The sequence below is a fragment of the Pelagibius marinus genome (genome assembly GCF_014925385.1).
GTDB classification, from domain to species: Bacteria; Pseudomonadota; Alphaproteobacteria; order Kiloniellales; family Kiloniellaceae; genus Pelagibius; species Pelagibius marinus.
The window spans coordinates 70,503-88,836 of the sequence record NZ_JACSDK010000018.1 but is presented as its reverse complement, the minus strand read 5'-3'; the positions used below and the strand labels follow the sequence as shown (position 1 = coordinate 88,836).

Sequence of the window (18,334 nt, the reverse complement as noted above, 5' to 3'; positions counted from 1 at the left end):
GAAATTGCTGCACCAACGGCGTCCGGCCGGCGCAGGCCGCATGCAGCCTCCACATTAAGCAGTCATTTACTAAGAGACCCTTTAAAACCCCCGCGGCCTTCGCCTCGAGAGCCGAAAATTCGGCTCTCCGGGCCGCTGCGAGGCCGCAGCAGCCAGCGGGGCTCAGATCGAGAGCGTCACCGAAGAGGACTGCGGGGCGTCATGCTCGTCCCCCTTCGCTGCCTGGCTGTCCGAACCGGCACCCTGCCCGGCCTGGCGCTCGCTCTTGGCCAGTTCCGCCCAGCTCGCCCGCACTTCGCCGAGGGCATTGGCGACCTCGTCGCAGGCCTTGGCGGAATTGGACATATTAACCTGCTGAAGATCGCGGAAGATCGTATGGTAGAACTGGTCGAGCATCAGGGAGATGTCGCCGCCGTTCTCAAAATCGAGATGAGACTGCAGGCCCAGCAGGATCTGGCAGGCCTTCTGTGTCGCATTGAAGCGATCCTCGATACGACCCTCTTCAATGGCCACCTTCGCCTTGTTCACTTCCTTGATCATGCCGTCATAGAGCATGACGACGGCGCCCAGCGACGACGTCATGTTTGAGGCAGCCTTGTAAGCAGAAAGGGCGCTGTAGGGTTCCATCACGTTCCCGACTTCAACTATTCAACCGTACTTCTTGCCCGACCCGCCCGCGGCAGGCGATTCGATCTAGTCGTCGCCGCTCTTCAAGAATGCCGAGAGTTGGTCGGCCACGGCCTGGGCCTGGGCTATGGCTTGCTCCATGGCGGAGTACTTTTCGATCAGCGCGGTCTGATAGAGTTCCAGGCGGCTCTCCAGAGCCAGGATCTTGTCGCTGTAGTCGTCGCTCAGGGCGGAGAGGCGATTCATCTCTTCGATGATCAGGCCGTCGCCGGCGCCGACATAGTTCTCGAGGTGCTGGTAAAGGCTCTCGGCGATGCCGGTCGACGTGGTGATCGTGATGTTCTCGGCGGCCGCGCCGGCGTCAGAGGTGTCGCGCGCGTAGGCCAGGGTCATGCCCTCGTAGATCGTGCCTTCCAGGCCCCGCAGCGTGCTTCCGGACACCGCAAAGGCATCGACACCAGCGACCTGAAGATTGGTGCCATCGATGACGCCGCCGGGATCGACAATCGTGAAGGTTCCAACCTCCAGCAGTTGGCTACGGCTGACCAGCCGGATGTCGGCAGAACTGGACTGGAAGCCGAACTCAAAGACACCTCGGACTTCGTCGAGCTTGTCGATCAGGTTGGCATCCAGGGTGCCGTCGTCGATGTTCAGCAACCCGTCCGCATCCAACTCGATGCCTACGCCGCGCAGGGTCGCCAGTGCGGTGCTCCCCACTCCGCTTACCAGGTCCGACAGGTCACTGCCCAAATCGCGGCCCAAGGAGCGCAGCAAGTTGTCGCCGAAGAGGATCGCAGCGGAGTCAATCTCCCCCTCCTCCGAGACCTCCTGCTGGGACAGCAGGAAGGACTTCACGTCGTTGTAGGCCGTGACGAAATTCTCGATCTGTGCCCGCGCTGCCGAGAGATCGTTCTCGATCTCCAGCGTGATCGTGGTGCCTACATCGGCCTTGTAGAGGTCGATCGTGACGTCATCGATCAGATCATCGATTTCGTTGCTGTCGCGCTCGATCACGGTGGCAATGCCATCGAGATACAGCTGCGCCGGCTGAAAGGCCTGCAGCTCGGTAGTGAAGGTTGCACCGTTGTCAGCGGAGACACTCAGCGCCGCGAGGGTGGCACCGCCGTTGTCACCGGTAATCTCGATCGCCTTGTTGGTTTCCTCCGCCGTGAGGACGATGCGGTAGTCGCCATCGGCGATCTTCACCGAAGAGGCGCGCACGCCCGTCGTGCCGGACACCGCATTGATCGCATAGACGACATCCGCGGCGGTCATGCCGGCGGTAATGTCGACCGTCTCGGTTGTGCCGCCGGCAAGGCCAATCGTGAGCGTTTCGGTCACGCCAAGGGCGGTCGACACATCGGCCAGCGCGCTGCCCGAGACCTTGTGGGCCTCGGCGAGCTGCTGCACGACGATCTCGTATTTGCCGGCCACGGCCTCGTTGGTCGCCGTGGCGCCCAGGATATCGGTCGCCGGCGTGGTGGTGTCGGAGGAGACGAAGGCGGACTTCTGCTCAAAGACGTTATTGAGGATGCCCGAAGAGCCAGGCGGACTGCGCAGGCCGTTGACGGCGGACTGCAGCGTGCTCAGCAGGCTTACGAACTCTTTGAAGGCTGCAATGCGGGTATCGTTTTCCGAGATCTTGTTCTCGAGCCGGTCAATCGGGATGCGCTTGACGGCGAGTGAAGCCTCGATGATGGCAGCCGTGTCCAGGCCGGAAAACGAGCCGGTCAGCAGCGGGGAGTTCCCGACAAAGGAAACCGTGCCTTGTGTTCCTGCGAGAGCCATAACACTTCTCCTACGCCCCCAATTTCACGCCCCAGACTACTGCGGTATTTGCTTAAAACCCGTTAAAATTTCTTGGTTATCAATGTTTTAAGCTATACCGAAATTGACTTCTTCGGGCTCTTCCCGACGCCCTGGAGGACCTCCTCCACACTCCGGAAAGCCTTTTCCGGCGGGAATTCGACCAGGATATCGCCGTTCTGGCGGTCATAGACCCGGACGATCAGCCGGCCGCTGTCCTGGTCCTTGTAGGTGGTCAGGGCTGAGTTGGGCGCCGCCTGCTGGTGCACCGGCTTGCTGGACCGCCCGCTGGCCTGCACGGCCTCGGGGCTCTCAACCTTCTCCGGTGTCGCCGTCCTGGTGTCGACCGGCGGAACCTTCGCCAGATCTGGCTTGGTGTTGGGTGTCGCCGTCGAAGGCGCAGTGTTCTTGATCGTCGTGTCCATCTGCCAAAGCCCTCCTTAGGTGGGCTCGCCGGACCGGTCGGGTGTGGGCCCGAAGACCCACACCCGCCCAGACAATCCGAGCTTACTGCAGAACGCGCAGCAGGGACTGCGGGATCTGGTTGGCCTGGGAAACGGCCGAAACGGCCGCCTGGACCAGAACCTGGTTGGAGACGAGCTTGCTCTGCTCGGCCGCCAGGTCGACGTCCATGATGGACGACTTGGCCGCGTCGATGTTCTCCAGCGAGGTCGCGACCTGCTGACCGCGGAACTCGAAACGGGAGATCAGGGCACCGACGTTCGCCCGAGCCTCAGAGATGAGGTCGATCGCGGCGTCGACCGCCGTCATCGCCGCAGAGGCAGCAGCAGCCGTGCTCACGCTCATGCCGGTCAGGCTGAGACCCGCCGTGCCGTAAGTCGCGGCGCCGGACAGGGCGCTGTAGTCGATCGTGATGTTGTCACCCAGGTTGGTGCCGACGAAGTAATCGGTCGTCGTGACGTCACCGTTGAGCAGACCATCGCCGTTGAAGCGAGTGGTATCCTGGATGCCGTCGATTTCGGCCAACAGCGCCTGGAACTCGGCGTCGATGAAGCCACGCTCCGTATCGGTCGGCACACCCGACAGCGACTGGGCCGCCAGGGCCTTCATACGCTGCAGCACATCGCCGATACGGCCGAGACCACCATCGGCCACCTGCAGCACCGAGGAACCCTGGGCGGCGTTGATGCCGGCCTGGGTCAAGGCCGTCACGTCAGCCTTCAGACGGCTGCCGATGGCGAGGCCAGCGGCGTCGTCAGAAGCCTTCACGATACGGGAGCCCGAAGCCAGCTTGCTGACCGAGCTCTGCGCCATGGACGAATTGTAGTTCAGGAAACGAAGGGCGGAGTTCGCCGCCGTATTGGTAGCAACAACAGGCATTGTGATGTTCCTTCTACTTGAAGAGTTTTCCCCTCTGCTTCCTGCAGAAGGGTCGGATTGCGGCCTACTTGGCCTGTGGTTCCCTGCGCCCGACACAGCCGGCACAAAGTTCCGTCATCCCTTACGCAAGGGGGATGCCAGTTTTGGTATTTCTGCGCGATGTTTTTTTGTTTCAGGGATTTAGATGGAAACGTTCAGATTCAGAACGCGCTCCATGGGATCCCAAAGCGGCAAGAACTGCCGGGTCGGCTAGGCAAAATTTGCCGTCGGACCTCTCGTCGAGGCAAGACTTGCCGACCAGAAGGTGAACAGAGTCTTAACACCGGGCAGGCCCGGAAGCCGGGACGGGCGGCGCGCTGCCTGCGGCGCCGCCCGGTCGTGACCCTTGCCCGCTGCCCTCTCCTCTGGAAGTCGCTACTGCAGCAGCCTGAGGAGTGTCTGGGGCAGTTCGTTGGCCTGGGAGAGTGCCGAGACCGAGGCCTGCACCAGGACCTGTGACGAGACCAGCTTGCTTTGTTCCTCCGCCAGGTCGACATCCATGACCGAGGATTTGGCCGCGTTTATGTTCTCAAGTGACGTGGCGATCTGTTGACCTCTGAACTCGAAGCGCGAGACCAGACCGCCCAGGGTCGCCCGCGCCTCCGAGACCAGGTCGATCGCGGCGTCGACCGCCGACATCGCGTTGCCGGCCGCCGTCACTGTGTTGGCGCTCTGCGCAGCCAGGCCCAGATCCGCCGCCGTATAGCCCGCAATCGGGGACAGAGTGCCGAAGTTGACGGTGATGACGTCGCCCACTTCGCTGCCGACGAAGTATTCGATCGGCGTGGCCGCCCCGGGGCTGCCGTCGAGCAGCGAGTTGCCGTTGAAGCGCGTGGTGGTCGCCATGGCGGTGATTTCCGACTTCAGCTGCTGGAATTCGGCATCGATGAAGCCGCGCTCCGTGTTCGAGGGCACGCCCGAGAGCGACTGGGCGGCCAGCGCCTTCATGCGCTGCAGCACGTCGGCAACGCGTGCCAGGCCGCCGTCGGCCACCTGCAGCACCGAGGCGCCCTGGGAGGCGTTGACCGCCGACTGGCGCAGCACCGTGGTGTCGGCCAAAAGACGCGTGCCGATGGCGAGACCGGCAGCGTCGTCGGAGGCCTTCACGATGCGCGAGCCCGAGGCCAGCTTCGAGACCGAGCTGGCGGACATCATCGAGTTGAAGTTCAGGAACCTGAGCGCCGAGTTGGCCGCCGTGTTCGTTGTTACTGTAGGCATGGGTCTACTCCAATCACCTTAGGGGCAGAGCCCCGAGAACCGGCTTCCTGCCGGTAAAAATTGCGCCGCCCAAAGGGCTTAGGCGCAGCCTGACCCTATCTATGCAGCTATCGTGCCATTTCCTGCGCCTCCTCTTTTACGCATAAAATCAATTAGTTATGCGGAGAGATGCGGCGCGCGGAGACTGCGCGGTAGTCCAGATGGGAAGAGTTTTCTAGGTAATTGTGGCAAAGTCTGCCGGGTGCGGCGCGGCTGGCGGGCCGGGGAAGCGGCGTAAGAAGGTCGAAACCCAAATAAGTCCGGGACGGGGCACCTTCTTGGCCCCCCGCCCCGTTCACCTCTGCCCAAAGAGGTGTGTCTACTGCAGCAGCCTGAGGAGTGCCTGTGGCAGCTCGTTGGCCTGGGAGAGTGCCGAGACCGAGGCCTGCACCAGGACCTGTGACGAGACCAGCTTGCTTTGTTCCTCCGCCAGATCGACATCCATGACCGAGGATTTGGCCGCGTCTATGTTCTCAAGTGACGTGGCGATCTGTTGACCTCTGAACTCGAAGCGCGAGACCAGACCGCCCAGAGTCGCCCGCGCCTCCGAGACCAGGTCGATCGCGGCGTCGACCGCCGACATCGCGTTGCCGGCCGCCGTCACTGTGTTGGCGCTCTGCGCAGCCAGGCCCAGATCCGCCGCCGTATAGCCCGCAATCGGGGACAGAGTGCCGAAGTTGACGGTGATGACGTCGCCCACTTCGCTGCCGACGAAGTATTCGATCGGCGTGGCCGCCCCGGGGCTGCCGTCGAGCAGCGAGTTGCCGTTGAAGCGCGTGGTGGTCGCCATAGCGGTGATTTCCGCCTTCAGCTGCTGGAATTCGGCATCGATGAAGCCGCGCTCCGTGTTCGAGGGCACACCCGAGAGCGACTGCGCGGCCAGCGCCTTCATGCGCTGCAGCACGTCGGCGATGCGCGCCAGGCCGCCGTCGCCCACCTGCAGCACCGAGGCGCCCTGGGAGGCGTTGACCGCCGACTGGCGCAGCACCGTGGTGTCGGCCAGGAGGCGCGTGCCGATGGCGAGACCGGCGGCGTCGTCGGAGGCCTTCACGATGCGCGAGCCCGAGGCCAGCTTCGAGACCGAGCTGGCGGACATCATCGAGTTGAAGTTCAGGAACCTGAGCGCCGAGTTGGCCGCCGTGTTCGTTGTTACTGTAGGCATGAGACTACTCCAATGACCTTAGTGGGCAGAGCCCTGAGCGCTGGCTGCTTGCCAGCATCTCCTGCCCCGGGACGGACCCGGAAGCAGGTGGGCGCCCTGTCATCAGCATAGATCGTGCCAATTTTAGATATCCTCTTTTCCTCTATATTTTTCATACGATTAGAGGAGCTTTCCGAGGCGACTCCAGGCGGAAAATTTTTTCTCCGGTTGGAAATTCCTGCACCGCTTGGCGGGCAAAGACTTCCCGGTGCAATGCTCGTGGAGCCACACCGCGGGGCCGCGCCGCTGCGCGCCCCGGCCCGGCGCCGGCGCAGCGCGCGGCCACCGCCTGCCGGAGCGACACCTTATAAGACTCCCAGCCTCTCCATCGCGCGCCTCGCCCGCACCGCGGTCCGGCCGACCGGGCAAAGCTTGTCCTGTCACCCTGCAAGAACTGCCAGGCAGGAAAGGCCCCGCCCCGGCCCGTGGCCTGCGGCGCCTTGCGGACAACCGCAGGAAACAGCCGGTTTTCAACAAGCAGCCGACTTGGCCCGCAACTTGCGTTCTATCTGCCGTGACTTGGAGTGGCCGGACGTTACCCGTCCACCGCTCCGCAGCCCCCGAAGCAGTCAGGCCGCCTGGCGCGGTCCCTGCCTCGGGGAAGCAACACGGAGATAGAACCATGCCGCTTACCGCTACCGATGCCTTTCGCAGCGAGGTGAAGAGGGCCCGTCCGACGGAAGTCGTCGTGATGCTCTACAACGAGGCCATTCTCTCGCTGACCGCAGCGATCAAAGCCATGCAGCAGAACGACATCGAGGAACGCTGCAACCGCGTCAACGTGGTGACCGAGATCGTCGGCACCCTGCACATGAGCCTGGACATGGAAAAGGGCGGAGAGATCGCCGAACAGCTCGGCCAACTCTACCGCTTCGTTCTGGCACAGCTCATCCGCATCAACATCCACAGCGACGCCGAGGGCGCAGCGAAGATCATCGATCTCCTGAAGCCCCTGCGCGATGCCTGGCAGGAAGTCGACCAGCGGATGGCCGAAGGTGCGGACGAGGCTTCGATGGAAGCCACCATTCTGCGCCGCCTGGAAGCCGCCGGCTTCCGCCTGGACGTACACGCCGCCTAATTCGGCTCAGACCTAGAAAGATACGCGGACCAGTCGATGCAAGCTATCGCTCCGGACTTCTATACGCCTTTCGGCGGCCGATCCTCGACACACAAAGAGGATCGCGCCGGCGACGGGATGTTTGACAGCCTCCTCCGCGAAGAGGAAGCGCGCTACGAAAATGACACCCGCTCGGCACAGGAGAGGACCGAGGCGACCCGCCCGGTCCATGAAGACTCCTATGACGACTACGGGCATGAGGAGGCCTTGCGCGACGAGCCCGTCGAGGAAGCGCGCGAGGAACTGCCGGAGCAGCCGGCGGACGACTACGAGGCGTCCGGCGAGAGCGAGCCGGAAGCGGACGACAGCCAGGCCGAATCCCATGAGGCGGCCCCGGCCGACGCGTCGCAGGAGAACGACGCGGCCGAGGCGACGACTGCGGACGACGGCGGGGATAGCGCCGACGCCACGGCCGAAACGCCGGTCGATGGCGAGGCCGCAGCCGCGGCCACGGAAGCCGGTGCCCCGGCGACCGGTCCCGCCAGGAGCGGCGCGCCCGGCGCGCAGCAGGCAAATGCCGCCGCCTTCACCGTGCCGGGTCAGGACACCAGGGCCAACACGCCCGCCGGCGTGAAGACCGAAAAGACCGGCCCGGCTGCCGCGGCCCAGGGCACACCGGCGAACGCCGCAGCGACCGCCGCCCAGAGCGCGACGGACCCGGCGACCACTACTGAAGAGACGACCGCCCTGCCGGCCAGCGCCGCCGCGCCGGCGGCCAAGGCTGCCGGAAAGGCCTCGGAGACCGCGACTTCGAAGGCCGCCAACCCGACCGCCGAGGCCCACCGTCAGTCCCCGAGCGCCCCACCGGCGCCGCCGGCCGAACCCGGCAAACGCCCGGCAGCCGGCACCCCGGCAGCCGCTGTCGGCCAGGCCGTCACCGTTGAGACCAGCGAGGGTCTGAGCTCGCGTCCGAGCGTCACCCTGGGCGGCGGTTCGGCGACCGCGGCCCTGGCCCAGAACGGCGAGACCCCCATCCCCGCCGCCAAGCAGGCCAAGGGTAACGGAGCCGCCCCCGACGGCGCCCAGCAGGCCACCGCCGCCAACAAGCCCGCCCCCCAGGCCGGCCAGGCGACCAAGGGACAGGACATCGCCGCAGCCGCCAGCGACAAGGCGGCCCAGGCCCTTAGCCCGGCCGCCACCTCCGGCGGATCGGACGGCGCCGGCGCCAGCACGCAACAGCCGGCGGGCATGACGCCCATGACCGGCGCCGCGGCCCCGGCCGGCGGCACGGTCCATAACACCAGCTTTGCCGAGACCCTGGCCAACGCCCGCAACGGCGCCGCGGCGGACCCCGCCGAGCAGATCGCCGTCCAGGTGCGCCGCGCCCAGGTGGCCGGACAGGAGCAGATCAACATCAAGCTCCACCCCGCCGAACTGGGGCGCATCGAGGTGAAGCTTGAAAGCAACCAAGACGGTACCCTGCGCGCCGTCATATCCGCCGAGCGGTCCGAGACCCTGGACCTGCTTCAGCGCGATGCCCGGGGCCTCGAGCGGGCGCTGCAGGAGGCCGGCGTGAAGACCGACTCCGGCAGTCTCAACTTCAACCTCCGGGGCCAGAACCAGGGCCAGGAACAGCAGGCCGGCGGCGACAGCGCCGCGGGTCGCGGTTCCTTCGACTCCGCCGCCCGGAATGCCGGGGCCGGCGAAGAGGCCCAGCCCGTCACCCCGCAGCCGGCGTCCTATCACGACGGCGCCCTGGACATCCGGGTCTGAGGCGGAAGGAGACTGAATCATGGCGATCGAAAGCGTACGTGAGCCGGTCAACGGCGTGGAGTTCAAGAGCAGCGACGCCAGTTCGCTGACCAACGGGTCGTCGTTGGCCGAAACCTTCGACACCTTCCTGACGCTGCTGACCACGCAGCTGCAATACCAGGACCCGCTGGACCCGATGGACACCAACGAGTTCACCTCCCAGCTGGTCGAGTTCACCAGCGTCGAGCAGGCGATCTCGACGAACAAGAAGCTGGATCAGCTGCTTGCCCTGCAGGATGGAATGCAGCTGAACGATGCGGTGAACTACATCGGCAAGACGGTCGGCGCAGACGGCATCATCCTGATGCTGCAGGACGGCCAGTCGACAATCACCTACGACCTGGGCGCCAACGCCGCCCAGGCAAACATCCTGGTGATCGACGAACAGGGCAACACGGTCCGCACCATCGACGCCGACACCGATGTCGGCCACCACGAGGTCGTCTGGGACGGCCTCGACGACGACGGCGAGCCCCTCGAGGACGGCCTTTACGGCTTCCTGGTCACAGCGATCGACAGTGAAGACAACCCGGTACCGCTGGTGCAGGGCACGGCAGGCCAGGTGACCGGCGTGAAGCTGGTCAACGGCGAGGTCGTCCTGGAGATCGATGATCTGGAAGTGGCGCTGAGCGACGTCCTGACCATCGAGCAGTAGACCGCGGCCCGCCGCACAGAGCTGATGCAACGAATTTAGAGTTTTCGAGCAACAAGAGAGCTGATTTCAGGCCCGGAAGTGCCCCTCCAAATGGCAGCTGACCGGCCCTAACCAAGGAGACGAAGTCATGAGTATCTACGGCGCCATGTTTGCCGGGGTGTCCGGTCTCGCCGCACAGAGCAACGCCCTGGGCATGATCTCGGACAACATCGCGAACGTGAACACGATCGGCTACAAGGGCACCAGCGCGCGCTTTTCGACCCTGGTCACCCAGGCCGCGACGCAGACCACCCATACGCCGGGTGGCGTGATGTCCTCGCCCTATTCCTTCATCGACCGCCAGGGCCTGCTCCAGGGCTCGGCCTCGGGCACCGACCTTGCGGTTGCCGGCCAGGGCTTCTTCGTGGTCAACGAGGCGGCGAACCCGGGGTTCAGCGACGACTTCTTTTTCACCCGCGCCGGCTCCTTCAACCCGGATGAGAGCGGCAACCTGGAGAACGCGGCGGGCTACTACCTGCAGGGCTACAACCTGCGCACCACCACCCCGCCCCCCAGCTCCAGCACCTTCACCGGCCTGGAGACGGTGAACATCTCGAACCTCTCGGGCAGCGCCGCGGCGACGACCGGTATCTCCCTGGGCGTCAACCTGCCCTCCACGGCCGCGGTTACCGACAGCTTCTCGGTGACGGCCCAGGTCTTCGACTCGCTGGGTAATGCCCACGACATGGACATCACCTTCACCAAGACCGCGCTGAACACCTGGTCCTGGACCGCCCAGAACCCGACCATGCTGGGCGTCGGCACGGCCACTGCTACCGGCACGGGCTCCATCACCTTCGATACCGACGGCACGCCCCTGTCCTTCACGCCGGCCGCCCCCAGCGTGACCCTGACGGGCTTCACCACCGGTGCCGGCAACTCGACCGTCACCCTGGACCTGGGGACGGTGGCCGGTACCGACGGCCTGACCCAGTTCGCCGGTAACTTCACAATCTCGAACATCGATCAGGACGGTGTCCGCTTCGGCAACTACACCGGCATCACGATCAGCGAGGAAGGCATCGTCACAGCCCTCTTCGACAACGGGCAGAGATTGGACATCTACCAGCTGCCACTGGGCATGTTCCGAAATCCCAACGGCCTGGAGGCCCGCACCGGCAACGTCTACCTGGAAACCGACCGCTCGGGTAACTTCCAGCTGAACCTTGCCGGCAACGGCGGCGCCGGCGATATCGCCCCGGGCGCCCTGGAATCCTCGACCGTCGACCTGGCCGAGGAATTCACCAAGATGATCATCACCCAGCGCGCCTACTCGGCGAACACCAAGGTCATCACAACCGCCGATGACATGCTGGAAGAACTGATCCGCGTTAAGCGCTAAAGCTGAGGCCTGAGGGGCCGTCTTCCCCGGGATGACAAATAAAATTTCATCCCGGGGAAGACCCTCCGGCAGCTGCCGGACCCCTCATCCCCAGGGTTTGCGCTGTTGCGGCCGTTAAGATTAAGGAAGGCTTCAAGTTCTCTCAATCTTAGCTTAACCGCCTGATTTAGCGAATTTTAAACAGCGCCAGCCTATCTTAGCGGGACCACAGATTGAATTTGAGAGACAGGATCTGTTCGATGTATTCCGACAGTTCAGGTAGGCCAGCCAACGTGATTGGGCCGGCAGGCAAGCCGCTCAGCTTGGACGACCTTCCGCCGCCGTCCACGAAGCGCTGGGTGATCCGCCGCAAGGCCGAGGTCGTCACTGCGGTGCGCGCCGGCCTGCTCACCTTGGAAGAGGCTTGTGAACGCTACAACCTCTCTGTCGAGGAATTCCTGTCCTGGCAGAGCCTGATCGACAAGCACGGCATGCGCGGACTGCGCACCACGCGCCTGCAGCAGTACCGTCGTCATCTGGCCAGCCAGGCCGAGAAGATGAGCGACAACCGCTCCAGCTCCTGACCAGCGGCGCGCTGCGCGCCGGCATTGAATTTCAGCTCTCTTGAAAAACCCCGCCGGACCTTCCGGCGGGGTTTTGCTTTGACGGCCTTAAGCTCCCGTTAATCACCTTCGCCAAGGCGCCGCGCGGGCCCGGATTCAGCAGGGGGAAAATTCTTCCCATCAGCTAGGCAATTATTGCCCGCTGTTAACGTGACCTTTACCGGGAGCAATTAGCCTAAAAATTCAAGCCAGCCAATGCGATGAACCGGTTTTCGGCTGGCTTGTGGAAGCCTCTGGTCGACGGCTTCCGAAGCTTAGGTCGATGACGCATCAGGACGGTCAATTTTGAACTCTCTCTTTGAGACACTGAAGAGTCTGGGCCCGGCCCGCCTCGGCATGATGGCGGCGGTCGCGGCAGGCATCATTGCATTCTTCATCTACCTGACCAGCCGACTCGCCTCGCCGGAGATGTCGCTGCTCTATGCCGACCTCGACACGCAGGACAGCGGACAGATCATCGCCCGTCTGGAGCAGATGAACGTCCCCTACCGCATCGGCGAGGAAGGCGGAAAGATCTTCGTCCCGCAAGACCAGGTCGGCCGCACCCGCGTGGTCATGGCCGAGGACGGCCTGCCCAGTGGCGGCTCGATCGGCTACGAGATCTTCGACCGCTCCGAGGGCCTGGGCACCACGAACTTCGTCCAGAACATCAATCATGTGCGCGCGCTGGAGGGCGAGCTGGCCCGGACCATCCGCTCGGTCTCCTCGGTCAAGCAGGCGCGCGTGCATCTGGTGCTTCCGCGGCGCGAGCTGTTCAGCCGCAATCGCCAGGAGCCCAGCGCCTCCATCGTCCTCATGCTGGGCGGCAACCGCACCTTGGACGGACAGCAGGTCAGCTCGATCCAGCACCTGGTGGCCGCGGCGGTGCCCGGCCTGAAGCCGGCCATGGTCTCCATCATCGACGATCAGGGCAACCTGCTGGCCCGCGGCACCGAAGAAGGCAACGTGTCGCAGACCGCCGGCCGCGCCGAGGAAATGCGCGTCGGCTACGAATCCCGCCTGGTGCGCACCATCGAGGAAATGCTGGCCCGCTCCCTCGGCCCCGGCAACGTCCGCGCCCAGGTCTCCGCCGAGATGGATTTCGACCGTATCACCGAAAACGCCGAGATCTTCGATCCGGACGGCCAGGTCGTGCGCTCCACCCAGGTGGTGGAGGAGCAGGCGACCAACCAGGACGGCGCCCCCGCCGGCGTGACGGTGGGCAACAATCTGCCAGACGCCCTGCCGGAGCTCGACACCGGCAGCGGCAGCCAGAGCCAGACCTCGCGCACCGAGGAAACCGTCAACTACGAGATCACCAAGACGGTCAAGACGCACATCCGCGAAGCCGGCATGGTGCGCCGCCTCTCGGTCGCCGTCATGGTCAACGGCAAGACGGTCCAGGACGCCGAGGGCAACCCCACCTACGAACCGCGAAACGCCGAGGAGCTGGAGAAGATCACCGCTCTCGTCCGCTCCGCCGTGGGCTACGACGAGGGGCGCGGCGACACTATCGAGGTCGTCGAGATGCCCTTCATCGAGGTCGCCGGCGCCGACGGGACGCTCGAGGAGAACCTCTTCGGCCTGACCAAGGCCGACCTCATGCGGATCGCGGAGCTGCTGGTCCTCGGCGTGGTCGCCGTGCTGGTACTGCTGCTGGTGGTGCGCCCGCTGCTCGGTCGCCTGCTGGAGGTCGACGAAGAGAGCCTGACCGAGGGCGGCCCCGCCCTGCTGCCGGACGGCAGCCCGCAGCCGGCCCTGATCGGCCCGGACGGCCGGGAAATCCCGCGCCTGCCCGGTGATCCGGGCACCGTGGTCGCCACCCGCGTCGGTGAGGAAGGCGGCGGCAAGAACATCGCCAGCGAAATCGACCAGATGATCGACCTGAACCAGGTGGAAGGCCGCGTGCGGGCCTCCTCGGTCAAGAAGATTGGCGAGATTATCGAAAAGCATCCGGAAGAAGCCGTGAGCATCATCCGCGGCTGGCTCCACGCAGACTTGTAAGGCGGACTAGACCCCATGCGCGTACGCGAAGACATCCAAAGCATGAGCGGCCCGGAGAAGGCCGCCCTTCTCATGCTCGCCGTCGGCGAAGAGAACGCCGCGCGTCTGTTCGGCATGATGGACGACGAAGAGATCCGCGAGCTGTCACAGGCCATGGCCAACCTCGGCACCGTGACCTCTGAGCTGATCGAACAGATGCTGGTCGAGTTCGCCGACCAGATTTCGACCACCGGCTCGGTGACCGGCAACTACGACAGCACCGAGCGCCTGCTGATGCGTGTCCTGGACAAGGACAAGGTCGACGGCATCATGGAGGAGATCCGTGGCCCGGCCGGTCGCACCATGTGGGACAAGCTGGCCAACGTCAACGAGATGGTGCTCGCCAACTATCTGAAGAACGAATACCCGCAGACCGTCGCCGTGGTGCTGTCCAAGATCAAGCCGGAGCACGCCGCCAAGGTGCTGGGCGTCCTGCCCGAGCCCTTCGCCATGGAAGTGGTGATGCGCATGCTGCGCATGGAGGCGGTGCAGAAGGAGGTGCTGGACGACGTCGAGCGCACCCTGCGCAACGAGTTCATGTCCAACCTGGCGAAGACCAACCGCCGCGACTCCCACGAGCTCATGGCGGACATCTTCAACTACCTGGACCGCACCCTGGAGACCCGCTTCCTGACCGCGCTGGAGGAACGCAACCGCGATTCCGCCGAGCGCATCAAGGCCCTGATGTTCACTTTCGAGGACCTCGGCAACCTGGATCCGGGCGGCGTGCAGACACTGCTCAGCGCCTCCGACAAGTCCAAGCTGGCCACGGCGCTGAAGGGCAGCTCGGAGACGCTGCGCGACTTCTTCTTCTCCAACATGTCCGAGCGCGCGGCCAAGATCATGAAGGAAGACATGCAGGCCATGGGCCCGGTCCGCCTGAAGGACGTCGACGAGGCGCAGATGTACATGGTCGCCACCGCTAAAGACCTGGCCGAGAAGGGCGAGATCATCATCAGCGAGAATAAGGGAGAGGACGAGCTCGTCTACTAACAGGGCGGGAGCGGCGCGATCATGGGCACCTTCGAAAAATATCTCTTCGACACCTCTTTCGAGACCGAGCGCGAGCGCGAGGCGAAAGCGCGTGCCGCCGCCGAGGCCGAGGCGACCGCCGCGCCCCCTGCCCCGACCTTCAGCGAAGAGGAACTGGAAGCCGCGCGCCAGGCCGCCTTCGCCGAGGGCAAGGCCGCGGGTCTGGCCGAGGCCGAACAGTCCCACGCCAAGCGGCTTGCCGACAGCGTCGCCGACCTGCCCCCGCATTTCGACCGGCTGGCCCAGGAACTGGAGCAGCTGGAGACGGAGCGCCGACGCGGCTCGCTGGATGCCGCCGTCACCGTAGTCCGCAAGATCTTCCCGCGCCTGGCGCGCGACGGCGGGCTGGAGGAGATCCGGGCGGTGGTGGAAGCCTGCCTGGAGCGTCTGCGCGACGAGCCGCGCCTGCTGATCCGCTGCGCCGACTGCGACCTGGACCCGCTGCGCGAGCGCATCGAGAGCAGCACCAGCCGCGGCAGCTTCGAGGGCAAGCTGGTGTTCCTGGTCGACGAAACCATTGCCGCCGGGGACGTGCGCGTCGAATGGGCCGATGGTGGCGCGGAGCGCGACCAATCCGGCCTGTGGAAGGAAATCGACACCATCATCGCCCGCGCAATGGCCCCGGCTCCGCCGCGCCCGACGGCGCAGCCCCAGGATCAGGCCGGGGATCAGGCCGGGGATCAGGCCGAGGGGCAGCCTCAGGCACAGCAAGACGAAACAGTGGCGCCCAAGAGCGCCGAATCCCCTTCCCAGCCGCAGGCCGCGGCTGAGATCGAGCCGCTCCGGCGGGCACAGAGCGCCTAGCGGCGACAGTTGATTAGGAGGTCTCCATGACCGAAGACGAAACCCTGGATCTCGCCGATCTGGAAGAAAGCACTCCCGAGATGGAGATGCAGGAAGAGGACGACGGCAGTCTTCCCGAGGCCGGCCGGCCGCCGACCAACGCCAAGGAACTGGAAGCCGTCTACGATATTCCGGTCCAGGTCTCCGCGGTACTGGGCAAGGCCAACATGCAGGTCAGCCAGCTGCTGAAGCTGGGCCGCGGCGCCATCGTGGAACTGGACCGCAAAGTCGGTGAGGCCATCGACATCTACGTGAATAACCGTCTGGTCGCCCGCGGCGAGGTCGTCGTGGTGGAAGAGCACCTCGGCGTGACCATGACGGAAATCATCAAAGTCGACCGTAGCGGCAACTAAGTCGGCTTTCGGAATCCAGGATCATGGTCGATACCCAGACAACCGGCGCCGAGGCGCAGCCGACCGCGGAAATGAAGATTCCGCGGATCAGCCCGTCTATCGACTTCGCCACGCTGCTCGGCGTGGGCGGCGCTTTCGCCATGATCGCCGGCGCCATGGTGCTGAGCGGCCAGGCGGCGGCCTTCCTGGACATTCCCTCGATCCTGATCGTCATCGGCGGCACCTTCCTGGTGACCACGGTCTCCTTTAGCCTGACCGAAGTCGGCCAGGCCCAGGGCCTGATGTTCCGCGCCGCGATCTACCACGCCGACTCGCCGGAAGACGCGGTCCTGCAGTCGCTCTACCTGGCCGACCTGGCCCGCAAGCGCGGTCGCCTGGCCCTGCAGACCATCACCGAGAGCCTGCACTACGCGCCTTTCCTCTACCGCGCCATCTGCATGGTCGTGGACGGCATTCCCGCCGACGAAGTGGAGCGCGTGATGAGCCGCGAGACGGAGGCGACCTTCGAGCGCCACCAGCGCGCCGCCGGGGTGCTGCGCCGTGCCGGCGAAGTGGCGCCGGCCATGGGCCTGATCGGCACGCTGATCGGCCTGGTGCAGATGCTCGGCAGCCTGGACGACCCCTCCACCATCGGCCCGGCCATGGCGGTGGCGCTGCTGACCACCTTCTACGGCGCGGTGCTGGCCAACATGGTCTTCAATCCACTGGCCAGCAAGCTGGAGCGCAACGCGCAGATCGAGTCGACGGTGTGCCAGATCTACACCATCGGCGCGGCCTCGATCAGCCGCCAGGAGAATCCGCGGCGCCTCGAGATGATGCTGAACACAATCCTGCCGCCCGCCGAGCGGGTTGCTTACTTCGATTAGTCAGATTTGAACCGGAACTAACCTTTAGGGACTTGGAGAGAAGGCATGCGGCTTCTCATTGTGGGAACACTGGACGGACACATCGCCACGGCCGGCAAGCTGGCCCTGGAAAGCGGCGCAAAGGTTGCCCACGTCGACGACATCGACGCGGCGCTGACCGCGCTGCGCTCAGGCCAGGGCGCGGACATGGTCATGGTCGAGGTCAACCTGGACATCGGCACTCTCTGCAAGAGCCTGAAGTCCGAGCGGATCTCGGTGCCGGTCATCGCCTGCGGCATCGGCCCGGAGCCCGCCGCCGCCGCCGACGCCATCCGCGCCGGCGCGCAGGAGTACGTCCCCCTGCCGCCCGACGCCGAGCTGATCGCCGCCGTCCTCTCCGCCGTTTCGGAGGAGACCAGCACCCTGGTGTTCCGCGACCCGGCCACCAGCGCCGTGCTGCGCCTGGCGGAGCAGGTTGCGCCGTCGGACGCCAGCGTCCTCATCACCGGTGAGTCCGGCACCGGTAAGGAGGTCATGGCCCGCTTTCTTCACTCCAAGTCCAAGCGTGCCAACCAGCACTTCATCTCCGTCAACTGCGCCGCCATCCCCGAAAACCTTCTGGAATCCGAGCTCTTCGGCCACGAGAAAGGCTCCTTCACCGGCGCCGTGACCCGCCGCATCGGCAAGTTCGAGGAAGCCAACGGCGGCACCCTTCTGCTCGACGAAATCTCCGAGATGCATCCGCGCCTGCAGGCCAAGCTGCTGCGCGCCATCCAGGAACGCGAGATCGACCGCGTCGGCGGCGGCCAGCCGATCAAGGTGAACATCCGCCTCATCGCCACGTCCAACCGCGACCTGGAGGAAGAGGTCAGGAACGGCAACTTCCGCGAGGACCTCTACTTCCGCCTCAACGTGGTCAACATCCAGCTTCCGGCCCTGCGCGAGCGGCCCCAGGACATTCCCATCCTGGCCCAGCACTTCGCCGCCAAGTACTCAGAGGCCAACGGTGTGCCGACGATGGATGTGACGCCGCCGGCCATGGAGGTGCTGAGGGCCCACCATTGGCGCGGCAACGTGCGCGAACTGGAGAACACCATGCACCGGGCCGTGCTGTTGGCCCAGGACGGCAGGATCGGCCCCGAGGCGATCATGCTGACCGGCCAGAACCTGAACCGGCACCAGCAGGCCGCCGAGGTCGAAGCCGACACCGACGAGAACGGCGGCGAGGCCAAGCAGCTCGTCGGGCGCACCGTGGCCGACGTGGAGAAGGACCTGATCCTCGACACCCTGGAGCACTGCCTGGGCAACCGGACCCATGCCGCCAACATCCTCGGCATCTCGATCCGCACCCTGCGCAACAAGTTGAAGCAGTACAGCCAAGACGGCGTGCCCGTGCCCCTGCCCGGCGAGGGCGAGCGCTCGACGGCTTGAAGCTGACGGCTTGAAGCGATCGCGCAGGGA

General features: G+C 65.0%; 17 protein-coding genes. 11 read left to right on the top strand and 6 right to left on the bottom strand.

Annotated features, from left to right (window positions below; all coding sequences use genetic code 11):
* Positions 1-162: 162 nt before the first annotated feature.
* The 6 genes from fliS (H7X47_RS22640) to H7X47_RS22615 all read right to left on the bottom strand — a co-directional run bounded on the left by fliS (H7X47_RS22640) (position 163) and on the right by H7X47_RS22615 (position 6,232).
* Positions 163-627, bottom strand: a complete 465-nt coding sequence (gene fliS / locus H7X47_RS22640; protein WP_227010722.1) for a flagellar export chaperone FliS — start codon at positions 625-627, stop codon at positions 163-165.
* A 66-nt stretch (positions 628-693) separates the two neighbouring features.
* Complete coding sequence (gene fliD, locus H7X47_RS22635) at positions 694-2,415, bottom strand: flagellar filament capping protein FliD (protein WP_193371043.1); 1,722 nt, start codon at positions 2,413-2,415, stop codon at positions 694-696.
* A 92-nt stretch (positions 2,416-2,507) separates the two neighbouring features.
* On the bottom strand, positions 2,508-2,858 hold the full coding sequence (locus H7X47_RS22630; RefSeq protein WP_193371042.1) for a FlaG family protein: 351 nt from the start codon (positions 2,856-2,858) through the stop codon (positions 2,508-2,510).
* An 82-nt stretch (positions 2,859-2,940) separates the two neighbouring features.
* On the bottom strand, positions 2,941-3,774 hold the full coding sequence (locus H7X47_RS22625; RefSeq protein ID WP_193371041.1) for a flagellin: 834 nt from the start codon (positions 3,772-3,774) through the stop codon (positions 2,941-2,943).
* Positions 3,775-4,188: 414 nt separating this feature from the next.
* A complete protein-coding gene (locus tag H7X47_RS22620) occupies positions 4,189-5,031 on the bottom strand; it encodes a flagellin (protein WP_193371040.1) in 843 nt (280 codons plus the stop codon).
* A 358-nt stretch (positions 5,032-5,389) separates the two neighbouring features.
* The gene (locus H7X47_RS22615) at positions 5,390-6,232 is read right to left on the bottom strand and encodes a flagellin (RefSeq protein WP_193371039.1); all 843 of its coding nucleotides are present in this window, start codon (positions 6,230-6,232) and stop codon (positions 5,390-5,392) included.
* A 661-nt stretch (positions 6,233-6,893) separates the two neighbouring features.
* On the opposite strand from H7X47_RS22615, the gene fliS (H7X47_RS22610) reads away from it, so the two are divergent.
* From fliS (H7X47_RS22610) to flbD, 11 genes are all read left to right on the top strand, one after another.
* A complete protein-coding gene (gene fliS / locus H7X47_RS22610; RefSeq protein WP_193371038.1) occupies positions 6,894-7,349 on the top strand; it encodes a flagellar export chaperone FliS in 456 nt (151 codons plus the stop codon).
* Positions 7,350-7,466: 117 nt separating this feature from the next.
* A complete protein-coding gene (locus H7X47_RS22605; RefSeq protein WP_193371037.1) occupies positions 7,467-9,101 on the top strand; it encodes a flagellar hook-length control protein FliK in 1,635 nt (544 codons plus the stop codon).
* Between the two features lie 19 nt (positions 9,102-9,120).
* Complete coding sequence (locus H7X47_RS22600; protein WP_193371036.1) at positions 9,121-9,795, top strand: flagellar hook assembly protein FlgD; 675 nt, start codon at positions 9,121-9,123, stop codon at positions 9,793-9,795.
* Positions 9,796-9,922: 127 nt separating this feature from the next.
* Entirely contained in the window at positions 9,923-11,176 is a 1,254-nt protein-coding gene (gene flgE, locus H7X47_RS22595) for a flagellar hook protein FlgE (protein WP_193371035.1), read from the top strand.
* Between the two features lie 239 nt (positions 11,177-11,415).
* Entirely contained in the window at positions 11,416-11,739 is a 324-nt protein-coding gene (gene sciP, locus H7X47_RS22590) for a CtrA inhibitor SciP (RefSeq protein WP_193371034.1), read from the top strand.
* Positions 11,740-12,063: 324 nt separating this feature from the next.
* A complete protein-coding gene (gene fliF, locus H7X47_RS22585) occupies positions 12,064-13,761 on the top strand; it encodes a flagellar basal-body MS-ring/collar protein FliF (RefSeq protein ID WP_193371033.1) in 1,698 nt (565 codons plus the stop codon).
* A gap of 15 nt (positions 13,762-13,776) precedes the next feature.
* On the top strand, positions 13,777-14,793 hold the full coding sequence (gene fliG / locus H7X47_RS22580; protein WP_193371032.1) for a flagellar motor switch protein FliG: 1,017 nt from the start codon (positions 13,777-13,779) through the stop codon (positions 14,791-14,793).
* Positions 14,794-14,814: 21 nt separating this feature from the next.
* On the top strand, positions 14,815-15,636 hold the full coding sequence (locus tag H7X47_RS22575) for a FliH/SctL family protein (RefSeq protein ID WP_193371031.1): 822 nt from the start codon (positions 14,815-14,817) through the stop codon (positions 15,634-15,636).
* Positions 15,637-15,722: 86 nt separating this feature from the next.
* Positions 15,723-16,028: a flagellar motor switch protein FliN gene (gene fliN / locus H7X47_RS22570; protein WP_264373114.1), complete on the top strand. Its 306-nt coding sequence runs from the start codon at positions 15,723-15,725 to the stop codon at positions 16,026-16,028.
* 23 nt (positions 16,029-16,051) lie between these two features.
* Positions 16,052-16,894, top strand: a complete 843-nt coding sequence (locus H7X47_RS22565) for a motility protein A (protein WP_227010721.1) — start codon at positions 16,052-16,054, stop codon at positions 16,892-16,894.
* Between the two features lie 45 nt (positions 16,895-16,939).
* Positions 16,940-18,304, top strand: a complete 1,365-nt coding sequence (flbD, locus tag H7X47_RS22560) for a sigma-54-dependent transcriptional regulator FlbD (protein ID WP_193371029.1) — start codon at positions 16,940-16,942, stop codon at positions 18,302-18,304.
* Positions 18,305-18,334: the final 30 nt, after the last annotated feature.